Origin of the sequence: Niveibacterium sp. COAC-50, from assembly GCF_013184235.1 — a bacterium.
Lineage (GTDB): Bacteria > Pseudomonadota > Gammaproteobacteria > Burkholderiales > Rhodocyclaceae > Niveibacterium > Niveibacterium microcysteis.
The window spans coordinates 549,972-567,655 of the sequence record NZ_JABCJM010000001.1; the positions used below are offsets into that span (position 1 = coordinate 549,972).

Here is a 17,684-nt window from a genome sequence, read left to right on the forward strand (position 1 = left end):
GCCGATCAATCAGTTCTGCACGCGGAAACGGTATTCGCCCGGCGTGGCGCCCGGTTGCACCCAGTTGCCTGCCACCGAGGGCAGTCGTTGCAGGAATGCGGGATCGCCGCGAACCGTGCCTTCGAAATGTCCATGGCCGCCCTCGATCTGCCCCTGGGCATTGATCTGGGTCTCGCCGCGCAGCGTCAGCCAGGCGATTGCGAGGCGCTCGTTCTCACCGCGCAGATCGATCTGGTAATCGCCCAGGGGGCGGCCGCGCAATACGTCAACCGCCGCGCCTGACCAACGCAGGCCGGCGCGGCCCTCGCAGCGCATCTTCCAGCTGCAGCGCCACTGCGTTGTTTCAAACTGCATGTCACCACGCCAGCCGAGGCGCCCGAAGGCATGTGGGATACGCTCCATGGCAAAGCGCGCCGGCGCGGCCAGCGATACACCGTCCGCGCGCCAGCCGCGCACGCCTGCACCGACTTCGCCCGCCTGTTTGTCGTCGGCGGTGAGCTGCCATGCCGCTTCGCCACGCAGCAGGGAACCAGGCAGCCAGCGCCACTGTAGCGTCACCCACGGCTGCGCACGCAGGCTGACCGGATCGACCGCCGTGAGCGTGCCACGGCCGTTCCAGAGCGTTCCTTCGATCAGCGCCAGGCGAATCTCGCCAGACGTCGCGCGACTGACTGCCTGGTCGATCAGCCAGGACGGCGCCCGGATCACCAGCGAGAGCGCGAACAGCGCGAGAAACAGCGCGAAGCGACGGATCACTGTGCGCCCGACGGTTGCAGATCGGCCTCGATGGCGACGCCATTCGGCCCGCGATTGGTGATCAGGCGTGCCACGCCCAAACCGTGGTCGCGCTGTGCTTCAGCCAACCATTCGACGATCAGGTCGAAGCTGCCGCCGCCTTTTGCATGCACGCCACCACCATCGACACGCACGTCCATCGTGAGGCCACGCGCACGCGCGCTGGCCTGCAGCGGCTCAGCAAGGCTTGCCGGCGGCACAGCGGGGCGCGCCTGCATGCGCTGCAGGCGCTGCACCTCTGCGGCGTCATCCCGCATGGCGGCGAGTCGCGCCTTGGCTTGCGGCAATGCCCGTGCCAGGCGCTTGCGCTCGGCCTGCGTCCAATCGGCGAGCGACCAGATTGCCGCGATGCCCAGTACCGCAACCATCGCGGCCACCAGGGCGCGCTCACGCGGTACCAAACCGGACCACCAGGCGCGAGCCTCTTGCAACTTGGCTTGCAGCGCGTTCATTGGGACACCTCCTTGCGGATCGCGAGCTGTTTGTCGCCTTGCTGGACGACGATCAGGCCGCGCGCCGTCAGGCGTTGTTGAACTGTCGCGATGTTGGCGCTCAAGCGTGGCGAAAGCGTCAGGTCGAGCCGCCCATTTTCATATTTGAGTCCGTCCAACCCGTCGCGGGCATCGCCCGCGAGCGCCTCGCCAACCAGCGAGAGCAGGGCGAGCGCATCGTCATCGCCAAGCTGCCCGTGCGCGCGTTTGAGTTGATTGAGCTGGCTGCGCATCTGCGCTGCCGGGTCGACGATCGGCTGATTCGGAAACGCTGTTTTGAAAACGGCCTGCATGCGTTCGCGAGCATCCTTCAGCTGACCGCGCTGCACCAGCACCTGACCGGTTGAAAGCAGCAGCTCCAGTGCGATCGCGGCACCTGCCGCCCACAGCACCGGCTTGGCGCGCCGCAGCCATGCGGACCGTTCCTTGTCCGGCATGAACTCGCCGTGCAGCAGGTTGGTGCCTGTCGAGAATGCGGACCACTGATAGGGCGCTGCTTCCTCTACGGGGATGCCCAAGACATGTTGCCAAGCCTCGCAATCCAGCGCGACGCTATCCGGCGCGCGGTGCACCACGCAACGTCCTGGCAGGCGATTGGTTTCGCGCGCATGCGCTGCGGCGGCGATCAAGAGGCTGGGCGGGGCAGTGCCATCGAGATCGAGCGCGAACGGCGTGGGTCCGATGCCGCTGGCCACGGCCTGGGCCGGGCCGCAGTGAAGCACCCACTCGCCTTCGGCTGCGGCGCCCACGGTTTGAATTTCGGCAAGCGCCCGTATCGGGGCGCGCCCCAGCGCGTCGAGCTGGGCAACGATCTGGCGCAGGCGATCGCGCGCGCACACCAGCACGCGTGCGGCGTCGCCGTCGCGGTCAGTGATCGTGTAGTGCTGGCTATCCGGCTCCTGAACCAGTTGGTCTTCCAGAGCGAAGCGCACCAGCTTGTCCTGCTCGCGCTTCGGTGCGCGCGGGAGGCGCGCGGAGAGCCAGACCGCCTGGGTGCCGGCCAGCACAAACTCGGTTTGCTCCGCGGCGGGCCAGTGCCGTGGCTCCGAGCGGCCTGCCGAAGTGGCCCGGCCGTCGGGGCCCACGAGCTCCCAGTCGCAGATCGGATCCTGCGGCCAGGTTTCGGTGATGTAGAGGCGAAGCTGCGTCATAGAATCTTCTGCCAGATGATTTCGGGCCAGTTCTTCCTGACCGAGTTGGCAATAACGCCACGGGCCAGAAGAACCTGCATGCGGGTGGTGGCGGTGCCGAAATGGGCGCGACCGGAAACGAGAAAGTAGTAGCTTTTGAGGCTGAAGCGCGATTCGTCGAGCGTCAGCCCGGTGCGTCGTTCGAAGTCCGATTTTTGCGTGAACCAAGCGGTGTTGCGACCACTCACCAAGTTGCGTGCGCGGTCCAGCGAGTAGTTTTCGAGCGTTGCAGCGAGGACTTCGGCTGGCGCCGTGTTCACGTTGATCAGGCTGCGCGCCGGGCTGGCCGGCACGGCAGTGACGAATGGGCGCAGACGCTCGACCGTTGCAGCATCGAAGCCCGGCACGTTGGCCAGTTCATCGACGCTCACGAAGGGGGCGTTGAGTGGTTTGACCGTCGTGGCGCTGTCGGTGGGCTGCGGGTAGAAGCTCGGATCTTCCTGCGCAGCGTCGATCCAACCGCCAAGAATCGTGGCCATGCTCGCCGCTTGCGCCCCACTCACGCCCACGGCTTCGAGCAGGCGACCAAATTGCTTCACGGCATCCTTGTCGACCACGCCGTTCGGGGCCAGGTTGTTGAGGTTGAAGCGGCCGGAAAGGTCTTCGATCTCGCCGCTGACTTCGCCCTCATCGACCGGGGTAGGCGGAACCTTGACGGCCCACGTTTCGCCAAGATGATCGATGTCGCCGGTGCGGCGCGAATCGTCGGCCAACACGTTGCGTGCCCAGTCTATTGCGCCGCGCGCCAGCCAGCGCGCCTGCGCGAGGTCATGGCGGCCCGACAGGCTTTCGACCGCAAAACCGAACGCGGCGACCACCGAGGCTGCGAGCGCGGCGACCAGCGCGACGGTCAGCATCGCCATGATCACCGCCACGCCGCGCTGGCGCTCAATGCACGGCGAAGAGTCGCGTGACCTTGCCGACATCGTCGAGCTCCAGTTCCATTTTGATTGCAGCGGGCAGCAGGCCATTCAGGTTTGCGCCGGGTGGCCAGGTGTCGGTCTCTTTTCCGTCAGACGTAACGAAGCGCCAGTTCAACGCCTTCACCCGATCGAGCATGGCGTCGTTGCGCGCGGTTGATGTGTCCGCGCCGGTACTGGCGTTGGCGTTGCCGACGTCCGCACTTTTGTCCTTTTTCTGTGTCGTGGTGGCTTCACGCTGACGTGTCAGGAACAGCGTGCCGTCATCGACGTGCCAGGTGTGAGTTTCCACGCCGCCATTGCTGCCATCGTGGCGGACCAGCATCAGCTGTGTCTGCGTGCCGCCGCGCATCAGCGTCAGGGCGTCCTGCACCTGGACCGTGCCGCCGGTAGGGCGGGGGGCGAGTTGGGTGAGGTCGTTGTCGATCAACTGCATCACGCGGGCGATCTGCCGCCACCGCGCGTACTCCGCTTCCATGCGATCACGCGTGGCGATCATGCTGCTGACAGCGCGATAGGACAGCACGCCGAGCACTGCAAAGATCGCGATCGCGACCATCACCTCGATCAGGGTTAGCCCAAGTGCTTTACGGCGCATCGGCATCATGGGAGTGGCTTGACCATGAAGCCCGCGAGCCGAGACAAGGCATGATCGCCTTCGCCCGCCAAGGTCACACGTACATCGATGCGGCGAAACAGGGCGTTGGGGGTGGCGGTCACTTCCTCGTACCAGCGGTATTCGCGGCCGGCTTGGGTGACGCTGCCCTCGTAACGACCGACCTCAAGAAAGTGCTCCATCGCGCGGTGCTCGGCGAGCCGGTCTTGGGCGATCCAGTCTGCGATCAGGCGCTCACGCAACTCACCAGCGCTGCCGGTGGCGAGGCTCACCGCGCGGAAGCCGGCGGCGAGCACGATTGCGAGGATCGCCAATGCGACCAGCACTTCAAGCAAGGTGAAACCGGCGGCGCGCTTCACGGCGCGACCTCCGTCGCGGCGATGCGTTCGAGTACGACTTCACCACCCGGTCTTGAGCGGTAAAGGCGTTCGCCTTCCGGCGTACGCAGGCGGACTTCAAAATCCGGCATCTCGGCGCCGAACACCAGTGGTGGCTCCACGCTGGTGGGCCGGCCACGTAACTTCACGCCGAGCCACACGAAGCCTTCCGGCAAGGGGCGCTCGGCGAGTGAATCGCCTTCCGCGATCGGGCGCCAATGTCCTTCGGTGTCGAGCGTGCTGAAGCGATAGCGGCCCGGCAGGAACTCGGCCGCTATCGGCGTGCCATGTACTGCAGCGCGTTCGCCCGCAGCCTCCAGAACCAGGCGCAGCCGATCGACCTCGCGGTCGTCATCGCGTCGAGACATGCCTTCAAGACTGAAGGTGACCGCCGAAGCGGTAATCGCGAGCACGACGAGCACCACCATCACCTCGATCAGGGTGAAGCCGTGCGCCGGACGCGCAGCGGGGCGTGGTGCCGGTCGAGCCATCGAGGTCAGAGCGCCCAGTTACCGATGTCGGCGTCGTTGCCTTCGCCGCCGGCCTGGCCGTCAGCGCCGAAGCTGAAGACATCAAATTCGCCGTGCACGCCGGGCGAAAGATACTGGTAGGGGCTGTTCCACGGATCCTTCGGCAGCTTTTCTAGGTAGCCGCCAGCCTTCCAGTTGTCTGGCACAGGCGCAACCGTGGGCTTCTGAACGAGGGCCTGCAGGCCTTGCTCGGTTGTCGGGTACTTGCGGTTGTCCAGCTTGTAGAGCTTCAGCGCCTGGCTGATCGCGGCGATGTCCTGGCGGGCGGCGACGGCGCGCGCTTCGTCCGGGCGGCCCATCACCTTGGGCACGATCAGGGCGGCGAGTACGCCGAGGATGACGATGACGACCATCACTTCGATCAGCGTGAAGCCGCTGTTACGGCGGAGGTTGCGTGTATTCGACATGGTTCAGTCCTGAGGGTTTGATCCGTGTGGTTGCCGCGGCTTGCGGCGTGTTCTCTGGCTATTTGAGCAGCGTGTTGATTTCGATGATCGGCTGCATCACTGCAAGCACGATGATCAGCACCATGCCGCCCATCATCAGCAGAAGCAGCGGTTCGAGCAGGCTTGTCAGCACCGCGGTGCGGGTTTCGAGTTCGCCTTGCTGGAGGCGGGCGGCGCGGTCGAGCATCGCGTCGAGCTGGCCGGTGGCTTCGCCACTGGCGATCATGTGCGTCAGCAGGGGCGGAAAGCGGCGGGTCGCGCCGAGCGCGCGGGACAGGCTCATGCCTTCGCGCACGCGGTCCGATGCCTGGCCGATTGCATCGCGCAGCGGCAGCCGCACGACCACCTGCCGCCCGGCGTCGAGCGCTGCGAGCAGCGGTACGCCACTGCCGACCAGGATGGCCAGCGTGCTTGCAAAGCGTGTGGTGTCGAGCGCGCGCAGATGGCGGCCGATCAGCGGTAGCCCCAGCAGCCAGGTATCCCATTTGCGGCGCACCGCATCCTCACGCAACGACTGGCGCAGGCCGAAGATGCCGCCAGCGATGGCCAGGGCGAGCAGCCAGCCCCAGTTGCGCAGGAAGTCCGATACGACGATCAGCGCGCGGGTGAGCCAGGGCAAAGTCTGCTTGCTGCTCTGGAACACGCCGACGACCTGCGGCACCACATACGTCAGCAGGCCGATCACAACCATCAGCGCCACCGCGGCGACGATGGCAGGGTAGATCAGGGCCTGCAGCGTTTTGCGTCGCAGCTCGTCGCGCCGCTCGAGGTAGTCGGCAAGCTGGTTCATCACCGTGGCGAGTTCGCCGGACTTTTCGCCGGCAGCCACCGAGGCGCGATAGATCGTCGGGAACGAGGTTGCGTGGCGATCCAGCGCGGCGCGCAAGGAGTAACCCGCCAGGATCTCGCTGCGCACGCCCGCCAACACCTGTCGCGTTGCTTCGCGCTCGGCCTGATCGCCGAGGGCTGAGAGCGCCTGTTCGACGGTGAGGCCGGAGGTCAGGAGTGCTGCCCACTGGCGCGTGAGCAGCACGAGTTCAGACTCTCGCAGCTTGCGTGTCGAGCCGAGGCCCGACTTCTTGCTGCCGCTGGCCGCCACTTCGAGCGGGAACAGTCCGCGTTCACGCAACTGCGTACGTGCCGAGCGCGCGCTATCGGCTTCAACGATGCCACTGAGGTTGCGACCGTCGGCGTCGACCGCACGGTACTGGAATGCCGCCATCGTGCCGCCCTCAGTCGCGCGTCACGCGCAGCAGCTCTTCCGCCGAGGTGATGCCCTCTGCCAGCAGTCGCATGCCGTCTTCGCGCAGCGTTCGCAGGCCGCTATGGCGGGCCACGTCGCGCAGGTCGTTCTCGGACGCGCGGTCATGCACCAAGCGCTGCACCGAGTCGTCGACCGTCAGCATCTCGTAGACGCCGGTACGCCCGCTGTAGCCGGTGTGGCCACAGGCGCTGCAACCCACCGCATGCCACAGCGTGGGCGGGCAGCCTTCGCCAACCGCTTGCCGATCGGCGTCGTCCGCCGGCCGCGCTTCGCGGCACTGCGGGCAAAGGCGGCGCACCAGGCGTTGCGCGAGCACGCCGCGCAGCGTGGAGGCCAGCAGGAAGGGCTCGACGCCCATGTCGATCAGCCGTGTCACAGCCGACGGCGCGTCGTTCGTGTGCAAGGTGGCGAGCACCATGTGGCCGGTCAGCGAGGCTTGCACCGCGATCTGCGCGGTTTCCAGATCGCGGATTTCACCGATCATGATGACGTCCGGATCCTGACGCAGGATCGAGCGCAGCGCCCGTGCAAACGTCAGATCAATCCGGGCGTTGACCTGGATCTGGCCGACCCCGGCGAGGTCGTATTCGACCGGGTCTTCCACCGTCACGATGTTGAGCGTGCGGCCATCGAGCGTGCGCAAGGCGGCATACAGCGTGGTGGTCTTGCCGGAGCCGGTCGGGCCAGTGACGAGCAGGATGCCGTGCGGCTGCGAAAGGATGCCGTCGAACGTTTTGCGGGTCGTGTCGGCCATGCCGAGGGCGTTGAGGCCGAACTGTGTGGCGTCCTTGTCCAGCAGGCGCAGTACGATACGCTCGCCATGCGAGGTGGGCAGGGTCGACACGCGCACATCGATCTGGCGGCCTGCGAGGCGCACACCGATGCGCCCGTCCTGAGGCAGGCGCTTCTCGGCGATGTCGAGGTTGGCCATGATCTTGATACGCGACGACATCGCGGCGTGCAGCGCACGATGCGGCCGTGCGATTTCGACCAGAACGCCATCGCGGCGCAACCGGACCACCGAATACGTTTCGTAGGGCTCGATGTGGATGTCAGACGCCCGTTCGCGCACCGCTTGCGTGAGTAGCGCGTTGATCATGCGGATGATCGGCGCGTCGTCCTCCGCCTCGAGCAGGTCCTCGACCGGGGGGAGCTCCTGCATCAGCTGCGAGACGTCGATGTCCTGACCCACGTCCGCGGCCACCTCGGCAGCGTTGCTTTCGCCCTGGCTGTAGATCTCGGAGAGCCGGGACTCGAATGCGCCGCGCCCAATCGGCGTGATCTTCAGCGGGCGCGCGGTCAGCCTGCGGACCTCTGCCAGTGCGACGGGATTCGCATCCTCGCGTGCAATGACTTCGGCGCTGTCGTCCGAGACTTCGCCGAGCAACACGCCGTTCGCCCGCGCGAAGGCGTAGGGCAGCCGGGGGAGTGGCGCGTTCATTTTGTTGCGCTGGCCGGGGCCGAACTGGGATCAGACTCCGCAGCCGTTGCCGGCGCAGCGGCTGGCATCAGCGAGCGAGCAGGCAGTTGAGGCGGCGCGCCGTCATCCGGCATCAGATAGTTGCGCGTGGTGCCCGGCTGTCGCTGGAGGCCGAGAATTTCGTCGTAGCGCTCATGCGTGAAGCTGCGGGCGTCCATCTCGCTGCGAACGATCTTCGGGCGCAGGAAAACCACAAGATTGGTCTTCTTGCGCGAGCGCGTGTCGTAACGGAACAGGCTGCCGATGATCGGGATGTTGCCGAGATACGGCACCTTGTCCGCGCCATCTTGCGATTCGTCCTGGATCAGGCCGCCGAGCGCGATGATTGAACCGTCATCGACAATGACATTGGTGTCGATTGACCGCTTCTTGGTGGTCGGGCCGGCAGCGGTGGTCGCCTTGACGGTCGAGTTCTCCTCGGAGATCAGCATCCGGATCGATCCGCCCTCAGAGATCTGCGGCTTGATCTTCAAGGTCAGGCCGACGTCTTTTCGTTCAATCGTCTGGAACGGATTGTTCGGTGTCGTGCCGCCGCCGGTATTGCTGTACTGGCCGGTCAGGAAGGGCAGGTTTTCGGCAACGACGATCTTGGCCTCTTCGTTGTCGAGGGTCAGCAGGGTTGGTGTCGAGAGGATGTTGGCCTTGCTTTGCGACTCAAGGAAGCGCGCCAGCACCTGCAGGTTCAGGATGTCGCCGATGCCTGGAATGTTGACCTTGCCCGAGCCCACCAGTACGTTCAGACCGGCGCCAAGCAGGCTTTCCGTGCCTGTGGATGCCCCCAGCAAGGACGGCGTTGCGCCGGTGAAGTTCGTGCCGCCGCCGACGAAGCTACCGTTGTTGCCTGGCTTCTCTCCGGCGAACCATTGAACGCCAAATTCGGCCGCATTCTCCGAACTCATCTCGGCGATCAGCGCTTCGACGTAGACCTGCGCCCGGCGGCGATCGAGCTGATCGATCACTTTGCGCAAGTTGTTGTAGACCGGCTCAGGTGCAGTAATGATCAGCGCGTTGTTCGTCGTGTCGGCCTGGATCATGCCGCCACCGCTTGGTGTGCCAGCGGTGCTGGTGCTCGAACTGGAAAACGAGCTGCTGTTGCTTTGACCGCCCTGAGCGTTTCCGGACGGTGTGCTCGATGTCGTCAGCGAGCTGGAGGTGTCGCCCGTCATGATCGCGCGCAGTGTTTGCGCGACCTTGGCGGCTTCTGCGTTCTTCAGATAGACGACCCGGATGTTCCCGGCCGCGCCGGGCTGGTCGAGTGTCGTCACCAGTTGCCGGACCGTCGCGAGCTTGGACGGGTTGTCGCTCCGCACCAGCAGGCTGTTGGTGCGGTTGTCCGCCTGGACGCTGATCTTCTGGCTCTGGTCGCCACCACCGGCGCCCTGATCGGCGAGAAGCCGGTTGATCGACTGCGCCAGATCAAGTGCTGACGCGTTCTGCACCGGAATTACACGGATGTCGCCCTGCGGCACGTCGATTGACGCTAGGACTTGCCCGATACGCGCAATGTTTTCAGCGTAGTCGGTGACGATCAGCGTGTTGTTGCCCGGATAGGCCGTAACGGTGTTGTTGGGCGATACCAGAGGGCGAATCACCGGCACCAGTTGAGCCGCTGATTCGTGACGGACCTGGAAGATCTGCGTCACGATGCGATCGCCCGCAGCCGTGGTCTTGCGGCCGCTCGGCACCGCATGCAGTTTGGCATCGACCTCGGGGAGGATCTTTACCACCCCGTTTGACTCGACCGCGGTGTAGCCCTGCATCCGCAAGGCCGAAAGCAGGATCTGATAGGTCAGCTCCTTCGGCACCGGGGTCTGTGTCGTGATGTTCAGCGTGCCGCGGACGCGCGGATCCACCAGAAAGTTCTTGCCTGTGATCTTGCTGATCGCGCGGATCACCGCGTCAATCTCCGCGTTTACGAAGTTCAGCGCGACGGTCTCGCCTTCTGCCGCCGTGGCTGGTGCGACGTGAGCTGCAAGGGTGGCTGCAATCATCAGTCCGGCGATGCTTCGCCGGGCAAAGTTCGAGTGGATCATGGGTTCGGTTGATTCTCGGGGCTGCTGACGGGCTGTACTTGTGGTGCTTCACCCGCCATGCCGGGGGCGCCGCGTTGGGGCTGCATGCCTGGCGGCTGTCCGCCGGCTTGGTTGACCTGATACTGAAGCTGGGGCGGCAGCCCGGGGGCCGCCGCGGGCGGAGGGGTGGCGCCACCGGCTTGCCGCGGCGCTTCGCTCAACATGATCCGCTCGCGAGCGCCGCTCCGCTCGATTTCGACGCTGTCAGGCAAAACACTGACCAGTTTGACGCCAGGCGCAATTTCGTCGCCCAGCACGAAGCCTTGCGCGGGCTTGCCGTCTTCAGCGATCACAGCCCAGCCTGGGCTCTTGCGCGAATGGGCGGCCACGCCGACCAAGGTGTAGCGGCTTGCAGTAGCGACCTGCTGTTGGACGATCACCTCGCCAAACAAATGGCGGGTGCCGATTTCCCGTGCGGCAGTTGATGGGTCTGTTGCGAGTTGATTGGGCGCGGAGGCGGCCGGCGGCGCCGACAATCGCCAATACCAGCTCGCGGCAAACCAAGCCCATAGCGCAATCGCTGCCAACCAAAGCAGGCCGGTTCCTGCGGCAGGGGCAATTGACTGGAGACGGCGAATCGGGAGGGCGGGCACTTAGGTGAATCCCTTTGTCTGCTCTGGCACAAAAACCGACGAATCGTACGCGAGCGCGTTGCGAGTTTGAAGCATCATCGTTGTCGGGTTTCGCGTCATTACCGCTTGCTACAAAAAAATTGACCGGATCGACCCAAGGGTCGTCCGGTCCAACGGCTGCGCGTAATGAAAAGCTTGCGTACCGTTTCCGATACGCCGCGACAGGTCTTGAGCTCGGTGCAGTCCGGATCCGAAGGGGAGGAGGGTGAGGCTGGCAACACCTGCGGCATAAGCGCCGCGACTGCCTGTGTGCCGGCTTCGAGTGCCCGGGGGAGCGTGTTCGAAGCGCCTCGCGAATCCTTCGTGACCGTGCATCAAGTTGCGCGTTCGGGATGAATACTCGTCCGCAGTGGCGCTCAAGTCTTGATCAGGATTGCTGTTGATGATTATTGCGCTGCAGCAACGGTCGCGGGCTGCTGTGGGCAGAAGCTTGGCGGGGAATTGTCAGGGCTTTGGGGGCTCGTGCTCATCCCCAAAGTCCAGTCGTTCAGAAATTGCTTTTGATGTTTTTTGCGCCCCGGGTGTTTTGGGGCTAGGCGATCGGCTACTTGAGCGCGAGCCAGTAGTCCATTTCCGGATCGGCCGAAAACGGCGAGTGCGTGGTGTCGAAGGTGAAGTAGGCGGGTTGGTCCGCGACCGCAAAGTGGCTGTCGGGAAGCCAGGCGCCGAATATGTACTGCAGCGTGTATTCCCACGTTTGCCCTGCACCACGGTGGTGGAAGCGCGCTTCGCGGCAGGGGGGGCGCATCAGTGCGACGACGCCTTCAGGAAGACCGGCGAACTCCGTTACCTCCACGCACGCCATGACGTAGCCCTGGATGCTTCGTTCGTCGGCCGCAACAATGTCGCTGCACAGGCCGGCGAGCGTGTTGGCTCGCACCGGGATGCGCGCGATCAATGGTTCAAACGTCTTCCAGGCTTCCGATCCCAGTTCGATGAGGTCGAAAGCCTCCGGTGCTACAGAGAACTCAGTCTTGATGCCGACCAATCGTCGCGCGGGGCTGTCAATGAACTCGGGGGTCGTTGTAAGCCCCGAATGCATGTGCGCAAGATACTCGGTAGTGATGTGCGGGATGCCACGCGGCAGCTGCGGCGGCTTGCCGGCGGTCCGGAACTCTCGCGGGCTGGCGCCGAACTGCGCTCGAAATGCCCGCGTGAATGCTTCATGCGTCTCGAAACCTGCACCGAGCGCGATGTCGATAATGTTCTGCTGAGTCTCGAGCAACTCGTAGGCCGCGCGTGTAAGGCGCCGTCTGCGGATGTAGTCCTTGACGGTCTCACCAACGGTCGCCCGGAACACGCGCAGGAAGTGCCAGAACGACATCTCGGTCTGGGCGGCAAGCTCCTGGATGTCCAGCGGATCGTCGAGATGATCGTCGATGTAATCGATGGTGGCCTGGATGCGAACAATACTGGCTGGTAGACGTTCCATGGCGAGACTTTACCGTAGAGCGGGGCGGCGTCGAAATCAGGAGGCGCAAGGATGCCTTGAAGGCCGTTTGACTGTAGTCAAACTACGTTATGAGTCCATAAGAATTCTTGACATATGTAACCCGAACGAGCACATTTGCGCCTCGATCGCCCCCCGGCTGCGCGCACACATAAGTAACAAAACTACAACATGGGGCGGTCTCGTAACCACACTTTCCTTGGAGGTGACATATGACAAGGCAAAGCGCTGGGGCGATCTGGAAGCGTGCGCGCTCACTGGTAGCTCTTTCATGCTTGGCTATTCTGGCCGCTTGCGGTGGTGGTGATGACGCACCTCCTCCGCCTGCGCCCGAGACTGAACTCTCGTTCCTGGATTCTTCGGACTTCCAGAAGGTGCTCCATGCTGTCCCCGCAGATTCTGCGGCAAACGTAAAGACGGCTGCAGCCACCACTACCACCCTCACCGTTCACTACAAACGCAAAGCTGGCGACTACACCGGCTGGCAGCTTCATACTTGGGGCGCTGGCGCTGATCCGGGCTGGAACAAGGGTTATGACCCGACCGGCACCGATTCCTTCGGGGCGATCTACAAGCCCACTCTGAGTGCAGACAGTGGCGCAGTGGGGTATCTGTTCCACAAGGGCGACACCAAGGACCACGGCGGCGCTGATCAGAGCTACACGCTTGCTCCGGGCGCCAACGAAATCTGGCGCATCGAGGGTGATACCGTCACGTACACGAAGAACCCTGATACGGCCGGTCCGGTTGATATCAAGACGGTTCGCGTGCACTACAAGCGATTCGACTCTAAGTTCGACGTATGGGGCCTGCACCTGTGGGACTCCAACGGAATGGACGTGACCCGCATGCCGGCCGGTTACGCCGCGCCTGCTTGGGGTACCCCGGTTACGCTCGACAAGATGCCTGGCTACCAGGCGGTGTCGTCAGCCGAAGTGGTTTTCGAAATTCCGGTCATCAACCCGACTACGGATGCAACCAAGAAGTCGCTTGAGTTCATCATCCATGGCACGTCGGCAAACCCGAATGGCGGAAACGACAACAAGGATGGCCGTTCGGACAACATCGTTGTCAACTACGCGAATCTGACCGTTACGTCGCAAGTCGCTGATATCTGGCTGGTGCAGGAAGATGCGACGGTTTACACGGCAGTGCCCGATACGCGCTCGGCCTCAACCAAGGATGCGAAAGCGTATTGGCTGACCAAGTCGCTGATTCAGTGGCCGCGTGTTGATAGCACGGGCGTCTTCAAGCTCTACTACTCGAAGAATGCTCAAATCGTCGCGAAGAAAGATTCTGCTGTTGCAGGCGCTGACGGCTCTGTGACGCTGGATGTTGGCGGCACTGTGCCGGCCGACGTTGCGACCCGCTTCAAGTATGTCTCGGCAGGTGTCGTGCTGTCCGTGAAGGCTGCGGATGTCGACAAGCTCGCCGCTCTGCACACCAACCAAGTTGTACTGGTTCAGGAGAACGACACGGGCAAAGTGCAGAACGCCACCACCGCACAGATTGCTGGTGCGATGGACGATCTGTATGCCGGTGCGAAGGATGTCAAGGATCTGGGTGTCACGCTTGTTGGTGGCAACACGGTCTTCAAGGTTTGGGCTCCGACTGCACAGCAGGTCAAGCTCGGCCTGTACGATTCCGCTACGAGCAGTGGCAAGTCGCTTGACCTGATGACCTTCGATGCAGCGACTGGCGTGTGGTCGATCACCAAGACTGGTGACCTGACCGGCAAGTATTACGTGTATGTCGCTGACGTGTTCGTGCGCGGTGTCGGTATCGTGCGTAACCGCGTTACAGACCCGTATTCGATCAGCCTCAACGCAGATTCGAAGCGTAGCTACATCGCAGATCTGGCCTCTGCCGATCTGAAGCCTGCAGATTGGGATGCTTCGACCGGCCCGGTTCTTGCCGCGCAGGAAGACATGTCGATCTATGAACTGTCGGTGCGTGACTTCTCGGCGAACGACAGTTCGGTTTCTGCTGCAAATCGCGGCAAGTACCTGGCCTTCACCGAAGAAACGTCGAATGGCATGAAGCACCTCAAGGCGCTTCAGGCTGCTGGCCTGACGGACGTGCATCTGCTGCCGGTGTTTGACTTGGCGACGGTGCCTGAAGTCGGTTGCGTCACGCCGGATACGGCTGGCTCGACCGCCGATTCCACCAAGGCGCGCGATGCCATCAATGCTGTGAAGGACAAGGATTGCTTCAACTGGGGCTACGATCCTTTCCATTACACGGCGGCTGAGGGTAGCTATTCGTCGGACGCGAATGACGGTGCGAAGCGTATCGTCGAGTTCCGTAAGATGGTTGCAGCGATGCACAAGGCAGGTCTGCGTGTCGGTATGGATGTGGTGTACAACCACACCAGTGCTGCTGGTCAGAACGCTAACTCGGTTCTAGACCGTATCGTCCCTGGGTACTATCAGCGCCTGAATGCGACCGGCGGCGTCGAGAACTCGACCTGCTGTTCGAATACGGCTACTGAGAACCTGATGATGGGCAAGCTGATGATCGACTCGGTCACCACTTGGGCTACCCAGTACAAGATCGATTCGTTCCGCTTCGACCTCATGGGTCACCAGCCGCGGGCTACGATGGAACAGCTGAAGACCACGGTGAACACTGCCGCGGGTCGTGATGTGTTCCTGATCGGCGAAGGTTGGAACTTTGGTGAAGTCGCCAGTGGTGCCCGCTTCGAGCAAGCATCCCAGCTCTCGCTCAATGGTTCTGGTATCGCCACCTTCAGCGACCGTGCCCGTGACCGTATCCGTGGTGGTGGCTGCTGTGATGATGGTGACTCCTTCCGCGCTCAGGGCTTCGTGACCGGTCTGTACTACGATCCGAACGATGTCGCGGGCACGCCCACGAAGGAAAGCCTGATGGATCATGCGGACATCATCCGCGTGGGCCTGGCTGGCTCCCTGCGTTCGTTCGCGTTCGAGGCCCGCGATGGCGTGGTCAAGACCGGCGAAACGTTCAAGTACGGTAATGATCCGGCTGGCTATGTCACGGATCCGCAGGAAGTTGTTAACTACTACGAGAACCACGATAACCGCACGTTCTGGGACGCAACGGTAGCTAAGCTGCCGAAGGCAACCAGCCTCGACGATCGGGTTCGCGTGCAGACGCTGGCTGCTGCCATCAACAGCTTCAGCCAGGGTATTGCGTACTTCCATGCTGGTTCGGACATCCTCCGTTCCAAGTCGATGGATAACAACAGCTACAACTCTGGCGATTGGTTCAACCGCCTCGACTGGACCTACACCAACAACAACTTTGGTGTTGGTCTGCCGGTCAGTGGTGACCAGAACCTGGCGAAGACGTTCCTGGCCGCAGCAGTGGTTGGCAACTACACACCGGGCGCCACGCAGATCACCGCGGCGCGCGACATGTTCCGCGACCTGCTGGCGATCCGTAAGAGCTCGCAGTTGTTCCGTCTGCGCAGTGCCGATGATGTGAAGAAGTGTTTGAAGTTCTACAACACGGGTACCACGCAAGAGCCGACGGTCATCGCCGGTCACCTTAACGGTACGGTGTGCTCGGCGAATGCTGGCTTCAAGCAGGTGATGTACTTCATCAACGTCGATAAGGTTGCTCATGACCTGACGATCGATGGGCAGAAGGGCATGTCCTACACGCTGCACCCGGTTCAGGCTTCTGGGTCGGATGCGCGCGCAAAGACCGCCACGTATGACAACGCGACGGGCAAGTTCTCGATCCCGGCACGCACTGCAGTTGTGTTCGTGACGAGCACGGATGCGCCTGCTGCGCCGACCGGCCCGGTGACGGTGACTTTCAAGGTCAGCGCTACGACGGTGTTCGGTGAGAGCGTCTATATCGTTGGTGATCAGCCGGAAATCGGCAACTGGAGCACCAATGGTGCAGATTCCTTCCGCAAGTGTTCTGCTGATGCCTATCCGGTCTGGAGTTGCGCGATTACGTTCCCGACGGCTGGCACTGCGATCAACTACAAGTTCCAGAAGATCAATGGATCGACTGTTGCTTGGGAGAGCGGCAGCAACTACACCTATGTGATCCCGTCAGCTGCAGCGACTGTCGATAACGGTGCCTTCCGGCCGTAATCGCACTCGATACGAGCAAGCTGAAAGCAAACCGCCCAGTCTCGACTGGGCGGTTTTTTTTGCTCTGGCGGGTGTTTAGCTTGAGTCTTCGCGGCCCCATTGAGCAGCGGGTCGGCGCAAATGTATTCCTAGCGGCTGACGCCGCGATTGCGTGGCTGACGCAGGGCGTCTGGCAATGTCTGAACGACTACATGCTTACTGTCGGTGCGCCAAGGCTTGGCAAGCGATCGAATTCGCGCTCCCGCCGCCTGTTGCGGCACGAGCACGGCACGACTAGCTGGGTTTCTTTTGTTGGCGGTGAAAGTGATCTGAGACCGTCGCCAGGAATTCCGGCGTCATTTCGTTCCAGTTGCGCCACGTCGGCACGCCATCCAGGCGCATGAATGGTACGGTGATGCCAAGCGAACGCGAGCGCTCCATGAGCTGCCGGTATTGTGGCGGGGCACAGCCTTCGGTGGTGCAGAAAAGGTGCAGCCGGAAGGGCTGTTTATCGAGTTGGCCTGCGATCACCGCGTCGCTGAAAGTCTCATTCATCGGCACCACAAGGCTGAACGCCTTGGGGTGAGCGAGTGCGATGGCGAGTGGGCCATACTCACTGATCGACATGCCTCCGATCGCCCTTTGTGCAGAGTCGTTGGTGATCGGCTGCTGTTTGGCCAGCCAGGGCAGGGCAGTTTGAATTACCGCATCGGCGTACTTTGGCATCGCATGGCCTGCGTGACCGCCTGGCAGGTAGATCGCGAAGGGGCGCAGCAGCCCCTGCGCGAGCAGGTTGTCCATATACTGCTTGATGCGGCCGTTGGTTGCCCACTGATTGGCGCGCATCTGGTGCCCGTGCATCAACACGAGGAGCGGCAGCTTGTCCTTTTCTCGGGTGCCGGGCGGAAGGTAGAGCTGGCCAGGCAGGACGCCGCCGAGTTTGGTGCATGGGATGTTCAGATCCAGCAGCTCTCCGCGCGGCACTTTCGGCTTGTCGAGCCAGTCGCCTTCACCGAGGAAAAGGTACGAGTGACACTCGCCCATGCCCATTCCGTCTTCGGCCACCAGAGGATTGAGCGGATCAGGGATTCGGCGGGTATCAACGTCGAATTTGTAATGCCACTGCCCGCGTCGCAGCTGAAGCTTGAGGTGCCAGACGCCATCTTCACCGCGGGTCATCGGGACTTTGCCGTCCTGCCAATGAGTCATGTCCCCAAACAGGAACACTTCTTTGGCCGATGGCGCATAAAGCGAGAATTCGCACGGCAGAAGCGAGCCTGCGAGGTCCGATTGGGTGAGGATGAGCGAGTGAAGTCCGAACGGCATGCATACCTCCTGGGCCCGCAATTCTAGC

General features: G+C 62.9%; 15 protein-coding genes. 1 reads left to right on the forward strand and 14 read right to left on the reverse strand.

Annotated elements, in window-relative coordinates; genetic code table 11:
• Positions 1–9: 9 nt before the first annotated feature.
• The 13 genes from gspN to HH302_RS02560 all read right to left on the reverse strand — a co-directional run bounded on the left by gspN (position 10) and on the right by HH302_RS02560 (position 12,245).
• The gene (gene gspN / locus HH302_RS02500; protein ID WP_172197728.1) at positions 10–756 is read right to left on the reverse strand and encodes a type II secretion system protein N; all 747 of its coding nucleotides are present in this window, start codon (positions 754–756) and stop codon (positions 10–12) included.
• Positions 753–1,247, reverse strand: coding sequence for a type II secretion system protein GspM (gspM, locus tag HH302_RS02505; RefSeq protein ID WP_172197731.1), 495 nt, complete (start codon positions 1,245–1,247; stop codon positions 753–755). Before gspM ends, gspN begins: the two co-directional genes overlap by 4 nt.
• On the reverse strand, positions 1,244–2,437 hold the full coding sequence (gspL, locus tag HH302_RS02510; protein WP_172197750.1) for a type II secretion system protein GspL: 1,194 nt from the start codon (positions 2,435–2,437) through the stop codon (positions 1,244–1,246). Before gspL ends, gspM begins: the two co-directional genes overlap by 4 nt.
• A complete protein-coding gene (gspK, locus tag HH302_RS02515; protein WP_172197753.1) occupies positions 2,434–3,402 on the reverse strand; it encodes a type II secretion system minor pseudopilin GspK in 969 nt (322 codons plus the stop codon). The genes gspL and gspK overlap by 4 nt, the downstream gene beginning before the upstream one ends.
• Complete coding sequence (gspJ, locus tag HH302_RS02520) at positions 3,365–4,003, reverse strand: type II secretion system minor pseudopilin GspJ (RefSeq protein ID WP_371814549.1); 639 nt, start codon at positions 4,001–4,003, stop codon at positions 3,365–3,367. Before gspJ ends, gspK begins: the two co-directional genes overlap by 38 nt.
• The gene (gene gspI, locus HH302_RS02525; protein ID WP_172197759.1) at positions 4,000–4,371 is read right to left on the reverse strand and encodes a type II secretion system minor pseudopilin GspI; all 372 of its coding nucleotides are present in this window, start codon (positions 4,369–4,371) and stop codon (positions 4,000–4,002) included. Before gspI ends, gspJ begins: the two co-directional genes overlap by 4 nt.
• Positions 4,368–4,880 (reverse strand): prepilin-type N-terminal cleavage/methylation domain-containing protein, encoded by a 513-nt coding sequence (locus tag HH302_RS02530; RefSeq protein WP_172197762.1) that lies wholly within the window; start codon positions 4,878–4,880, stop codon positions 4,368–4,370. The genes gspI and HH302_RS02530 overlap by 4 nt, the downstream gene beginning before the upstream one ends.
• 5 nt (positions 4,881–4,885) lie before the next feature.
• A complete protein-coding gene (gspG, locus tag HH302_RS02535; protein ID WP_172197765.1) occupies positions 4,886–5,326 on the reverse strand; it encodes a type II secretion system major pseudopilin GspG in 441 nt (146 codons plus the stop codon).
• Positions 5,327–5,384: 58 nt separating this feature from the next.
• Entirely contained in the window at positions 5,385–6,587 is a 1,203-nt protein-coding gene (gene gspF / locus HH302_RS02540) for a type II secretion system inner membrane protein GspF (RefSeq protein WP_172197768.1), read from the reverse strand.
• Positions 6,588–6,597: 10 nt separating this feature from the next.
• Complete coding sequence (gene gspE, locus HH302_RS02545; RefSeq protein ID WP_172197771.1) at positions 6,598–8,070, reverse strand: type II secretion system ATPase GspE; 1,473 nt, start codon at positions 8,068–8,070, stop codon at positions 6,598–6,600.
• A complete protein-coding gene (gene gspD / locus HH302_RS02550) occupies positions 8,067–10,100 on the reverse strand; it encodes a type II secretion system secretin GspD (RefSeq protein WP_172197775.1) in 2,034 nt (677 codons plus the stop codon). The genes gspE and gspD overlap by 4 nt, the downstream gene beginning before the upstream one ends.
• 38 nt (positions 10,101–10,138) lie before the next feature.
• Entirely contained in the window at positions 10,139–10,774 is a 636-nt protein-coding gene (locus tag HH302_RS02555) for a type II secretion system protein N (RefSeq protein ID WP_172197779.1), read from the reverse strand.
• Between the two features lie 583 nt (positions 10,775–11,357).
• Positions 11,358–12,245, reverse strand: a complete 888-nt coding sequence (locus tag HH302_RS02560; RefSeq protein WP_172197782.1) for an AraC family transcriptional regulator — start codon at positions 12,243–12,245, stop codon at positions 11,358–11,360.
• Between the two features lie 392 nt (positions 12,246–12,637).
• On the opposite strand from HH302_RS02560, the gene HH302_RS02565 reads away from it, so the two are divergent.
• Complete coding sequence (locus HH302_RS02565) at positions 12,638–16,351, forward strand: alpha-1,6-glucosidase domain-containing protein (RefSeq protein ID WP_172197785.1); 3,714 nt, start codon at positions 12,638–12,640, stop codon at positions 16,349–16,351.
• A 273-nt stretch (positions 16,352–16,624) separates the two neighbouring features.
• Here HH302_RS02565 and HH302_RS02570 read toward each other — a convergent pair whose 3' ends face one another.
• Entirely contained in the window at positions 16,625–17,656 is a 1,032-nt protein-coding gene (locus HH302_RS02570; RefSeq protein WP_172197788.1) for an alpha/beta hydrolase-fold protein, read from the reverse strand.
• Positions 17,657–17,684 lie beyond the last annotated feature (28 nt).